Origin of the sequence: Arthrobacter arnarulunnguaqae (genome assembly GCF_051262515.1) — a bacterium.
GTDB lineage: Bacteria > Actinomycetota > Actinomycetes > Actinomycetales > Micrococcaceae > Arthrobacter_N.
Map to the genome: position 1 here is coordinate 1 of NZ_JBIMER010000033.1, position 4,593 is coordinate 4,593.

At 66.3% G+C, this 4,593-nt stretch carries 4 protein-coding genes; all 4 read right to left on the reverse strand.

Features of this window, described 5'->3' with window-relative positions:
- Positions 1–79: 79 nt before the first annotated feature.
- Positions 80–454 carry a 50S ribosomal protein L7/L12 gene (rplL, locus tag ACHAAJ_RS15525; protein ID WP_435729149.1) on the reverse strand — a complete coding sequence of 125 codons (375 nt, stop codon included), beginning with the start codon at positions 452–454 and terminating at the stop codon, positions 80–82.
- A gap of 68 nt (positions 455–522) precedes the next feature.
- The gene (gene rplJ, locus ACHAAJ_RS15530) at positions 523–1,092 is read right to left on the reverse strand and encodes a 50S ribosomal protein L10 (protein ID WP_435729150.1); all 570 of its coding nucleotides are present in this window, start codon (positions 1,090–1,092) and stop codon (positions 523–525) included.
- A gap of 447 nt (positions 1,093–1,539) precedes the next feature.
- Positions 1,540–2,538: a GNAT family N-acetyltransferase gene (locus ACHAAJ_RS15535; RefSeq protein ID WP_435729151.1), complete on the reverse strand. Its 999-nt coding sequence runs from the start codon at positions 2,536–2,538 to the stop codon at positions 1,540–1,542.
- 197 nt (positions 2,539–2,735) lie between these two features.
- Complete coding sequence (locus ACHAAJ_RS15540) at positions 2,736–4,403, reverse strand: glycoside hydrolase family 10-like protein (protein WP_435729152.1); 1,668 nt, start codon at positions 4,401–4,403, stop codon at positions 2,736–2,738.
- Between the last annotated feature and the right edge of the window lie 190 nt (positions 4,404–4,593).

Below are 4,593 nucleotides of genomic sequence, written 5' to 3' on the forward strand. Positions count from 1 at the left end.
CCCCGCGCGGACCGGACGGGCATGCAAAAGGCCCCGTCCACCGAGTGGTGGGACGGGGCCTTCGCGAAGCAGTCGAAGACTACTTGACGGTCACCGTGGCGCCGGCGGCCTCGAGGGCCTCCTTGGCCTTCTCTGCGGCTTCCTTCGTGGCGCCTTCGAGGACGGCCTTCGGAGCGCTGTCGACAACGTCCTTGGCTTCCTTCAGACCCAGCGAGGTCAGCGCGCGGACCTCCTTGATGACGGCGATCTTCTTGTCGCCGGCGGCCTCGAGGATGACGTCGAATTCCGTCTTCTCCTCCTCGACCTCGGCTGCGCCACCGGCGGGGCCTGCAACGGCAACGGCGGCGGCGGTGACCTCGAAGGTCTCCTCGAAGGTCTTAACGAACTCGGAGAGCTCGATGATGGTCATTTCCTTGAAAGCCTCAAGGAGCTCGTCAGTCGTGAGCTTCGCCATGGGGTGGCGTCCTTTCCGTGGGGCGGCGCAACGGGGCGCCGCGAAATTTAGGTGGGGTGAAAAAGCCCTTAGGCTTCTTCGGTGGCAGCTTCGGCAGCGGGTGCTTCCTCGGCCTCAGCGACGGGAGCTTCGGCCGAGGCCGGGGCTGCGCCACCTTCTTCTTCGAGCTTGATACGCAGCGCATCGATGGTGCGGATGGCGGCGGCGGCGGGGGCCTGGAGAATGCCGGCCACGCGGGCCAGCTGGTGCTCGCGGGACTCCAGCGCGGCCAGGGCGGCCACTCCGGACGCGTCCATGGCCTTGCCCTCGAAGAAGCCGGTCTTGATGACCAGCTGGTTGTTCGCCTTCGCGAAATCCGTGAGGCTCTTGGCAGCGGCCACAGCATCGCCCTTGATAAAGGCGATGGCGGTCGGGCCGGCAAGCTGGCCATCGAACGCGTCGATGCCCGCTTCCTTGGCTGCGATGCCCGTCAGAGTGTTCTTCACAACCGCGTACTTGGTGTCCTCACCAAGCGAGCGGCGCAACTCCTTGAGCTGTGCAACGGAAAGCCCACGGTATTCGGTCAGGACAGCGGCGGTCGACTCCTTGAAGTCGGCGGCGATCTCCTCAACTGCGGAAACCTTGATCGGCGTTGCCATAACCCTCCTTCCGGGGATTGATTCTGAGCCGGTATCCCGGTCCCGAGGCCTGGTGGCCTACACACAAAAAACGCCCCGTGCAGATGCACGGGGCTTTACCGCTGGCTTCCGGTCTGGCCGGCTGCCTGGGTCAAGTTCGTTCACCTGCGTGGGCCGCCCCTGCGGGGACTTTCGGATGATTTCCTGCGGTAAGGCGAGGAAGTACATCGACCGACGGTCTTTGGTAGACCCAGCTTAGCGTGCGGGGGGACCGAGTCCAAATCGAACCCTACATGGTCTAAATCGGACCTTAAATGCGAAACCGAGCCGCTCCGCGCCACTTGGGGGACGGCGGGGAGCGACCCGGCTTCAATTCGTTACGGTGCGACTTGGGGGAACGCACCGTAACTGTTCATCGCGCCGGATCTGCTTGGGGAACATGTCCGACGCGGACGACGCGTTGCCACGTCACTCGACAGAATCATCTGCCGATAACTCAAGATTAGCAGTCCTTCGGCTTTTTGGGGCAAGCACATCCGGTAGATTCTTTTGGGTTTTTTTCTGCCAGGCCCCCTCGCACTGAACACCCCGGAATCCCATGTCCGTGTTAATGGCGAGCATGTGCCCGTTTTCGTCCGCGTTCCAGGTGTAGATGCGGCGCATGGTCGGCCAGGCCCGGCGAACCCTGTCGAGGTTTGCGGTCTTGACCAGCATGCCGAGTCGGTTGCCCCAGTGCGCCGCGACCACGAGCGTGTCCTCCTGGAAGACGGCTTCCGGAACCTCACGGACCACCACCAACTCCGTGAAGGCCACCGGGGCGCCGGTGGGGCGGTGGATGGCACAGGTTTGGACCAAGAACGAGCCCCGCAGGGATTGCCGCTCCTCCGAGACGCGCAGCCGCGATTCATCCCAGACGGACTCGTCCCACTCCAGTCCCCCGGCAGGGGTGTCCGTGTCCATTTTCTCGATCATGCGACAGTAGCCTTCGACCGCCCAATCTGGCACCGCACCCACCCAGCCCACAACGCCGTACGCCTCTCCCGCGGCGAGTCGCGCGGCCTCACCCAGCGCGGCGACCGTCCCCGCGCAGGACTCGACGTCCAGGCGGCTGACACGTTCCACCTGCCACAGGTCCATGCCCATGGAGCGCGCGAAACCCGACGCGCGGTCGTCCGCGGGGACGGCTCCATCACCCTCCGACGGCATCGTGACTCCATTCCCGCCCAGCACTCCCGCTTCGCGCCCGGGAACTGGCGGATGTGCGTACTTGACCCAGGCGTTGATCTTGGTTCGTCCGCGTCGGGCCACCTCGGAATCCACCTCGGCGAACAGCGCGGATAGCACGCCACGCCGACGGTACGCGGGCTCGACGGAAACGTTGACGACGGCCATGTCGGTATTCTCGGCCAGCGGCAGCGAGAGGGACGCCGTCCCTACGACGGGGCCTCCGGCGATTGCGCGGGCCACTCAGCGCAACTCCATGCCATAGTCGCCGGGCTGCGCAACCGGCAGCCGCCGGCGTGCGCCCTCACAGAAGTCCCGGTGCCCAAGGACCTCTGCCAGCGCCTCGTCCTACAGGGTGGCCGCCGCGGCATAGTCCACACCGCCGGGCGCATTGAGCGCCGCGGGGAGGGCCAACCACTGCGTCGACAGTCCCTCCATCCTCATGCCCGGACGAAGATGGCCGTGGCGTTTCCGGAATCCGTACCGGTCTGGCTGATTGTCTGAATCATGAACCAGTAGAAATGTCCCCTAGTCACGCCGGTGTCCAGCCAGCTTTGTGTCCCACCGGTCTTCGCCCTCACGGCGCGCAGGTACGTTGCCGTCGATTGGATGTTGGGCAACACGGATCCCGTGGATTCCCACCGCCAGATGGCAATCAACCGCGCGGGCTCACCGGACGCGCTGGCCGTCCACGTGAGCCGGATCCCCGTCCCGTCCCACACCGCGCTGCGGATCAGTGGCTTGTACGGCCGCCGAACCGAAAGCTGCGTCAAGGGAACCGGCAGGGCGGGGCGGGCGTATCGGGCGCTGCGCAGGATGCCGATGGCGTTCAGTTTGTTGGCGCGCACCGCCGTCGTGTTGTAGAAAGCCTGGCCCGTGACTGCCGCCACGGCGCGGCCCTTGGTGACGTGGTCGCGCAACTCGTTCGGGTCCATCCACGCGGGCGTGGCCGGATCCCCCACCCGGTACGCCGCCTCGCCGGTGAACAGGCGCACGCGCGTCCCCGCGACCTGGGCCGCCCACCAGTTCACCAACACGTTGTAGTCCGCGACGGCGAAGCCCTGGTGCCAGTAAAGCTGCGGCACGACGTAGTCGATCCACCCCTCCTTCACCCACCGGCGCGTGTCGGCGTAGAGCGCCGAGAAGCTTTCCAGCCCCGAAGTCGCCGAACCGAGCGTGCTCGAGGAACGGTTGCGCCAGATCCCGAACGGGCTCACGCCGAATGCCACCCGGGGTTTCGCCGCCCGGATGGCCGCCTTGGTGTCGCGGATGAAAACGTTGATGTTGTTGCGGCGCCAGTTCGCCACGGACGTGAACGTACCGCGATGGGCCGCGTAGGCCGCCGAGTCCGGAATCGTGACGCCGGCGATGGGATAAGGGTAGAAGTAGTCGTCGAAGTGGATGCCGTCGACGTCATACCGCCTGACGAGGTCCACGACTACCGAACGGATGTAATTCCGGACCGCGGGGATGCCGGGGTTATAGTACCGCCGGGCACCGTAGGCGAAACTCCACGTCGGGTTGGTGCGGGCGGGGTGCGTGGGGATGACGGAACTCAACGGCGCCTCCATGGAAACCCGGAACGGATTGATCCACGCGTGCAGGGCCAACCCGCGGGCGTGCGCCTGCGCGACCGCGTAGGCGAGGGGATCGTAACCGGGGCTGCGCCCCTGAACCCCCGTCAGGTACTTAGACCAGGGCTCCCCCAGGGTCGAAACCCACATGCGGTCGGCCGCGGGGCGTACCTGCAGGATCACCGTGGTGAGGTTGCGCGCCACCGCCAGATTCAGGATGGAACGCAATTCGGTCTGCTGCGCGGCCACCGTCAGACCGGTCCGCGACGGCCAATCGATGTTCACGACGCTGGCGGTCCACAAACCACGGAACTCGTTGCGCGGAAACGTCGCCGACACCCCGGTGTTCCGCGAGGAAATGGTGTAGACGCGGTTCCTGACGACGGCGGCCGCGGCCGGTCCGGCCCGCGACACGGAAACGACGCCGGTGCCGGCTCCGGCGACGAGGGTGGCCACGGCCGCGGAGAGCACCGCGCGCCGGGAAGGGCCCCTCCGTTCCGCGGCGACAACGGTTTCCACAGGATGGTTTTCCATGAGGGGCTCCCCCATTCCACGCCCGGGAATCACGAACCCCGGGGAGATCGTGCGCCCACACTACTCCCGCCCCCGTAAAGCCGGTAGGTTCCCGCGATCACGGTTGCGCACCGATACGACACCGTTAACGGCAGTGGGTCCGCCCGGCTTGCGCCGGGCGGACCCACTGACTGACACGAGGCGGACTAGC

Excerpts from the sequence above, each read along its gene's own strand:
- ACHAAJ_RS15540 (WP_435729152.1), bottom strand. The coding sequence starts at position 4,403 with ATGGAAAACCATCCTGTGGAAACCGTTGTCGCCGCGGAACGGAGGGGC.
- rplJ (WP_435729150.1), bottom strand. The coding sequence starts at position 1,092 with ATGGCAACGCCGATCAAGGTTTCCGCAGTTGAGGAGATCGCCGCCGAC.
- rplL (WP_435729149.1), bottom strand. The coding sequence starts at position 454 with ATGGCGAAGCTCACGACTGACGAGCTCCTTGAGGCTTTCAAGGAAATG.